Origin of the sequence: Halorubrum sp. SP3, from assembly GCF_005435195.1 — an archaeon.
Classification (GTDB): Archaea; Halobacteriota; Halobacteria; order Halobacteriales; family Haloferacaceae; genus Halorubrum; species Halorubrum sodomense.
Map to the genome: position 1 here is coordinate 459 of NZ_SGTU01000211.1, position 236 is coordinate 694.

Here is a 236-nt window from a genome sequence, read left to right on the forward strand (position 1 = left end):
TCGATGGCGTTCGCTGGTCGACGACGCGGCACCAGTGTGGGTTCCTCTCCCTGGTACCGACCCTTGAGTTGATGGAGGTACACCGGTCGGCACGAGAGGCAATCAGTGGGTCGACCGCAGCGTATTACCCACATCTCAGTCTCGTCTACAGTGAGATGGATCTCACGGAGCGACGCGACTTTGCGCAGTCGATCGACACGGCAACGCTTCCGGGCAGCATCACGTGTCAGGCGCTG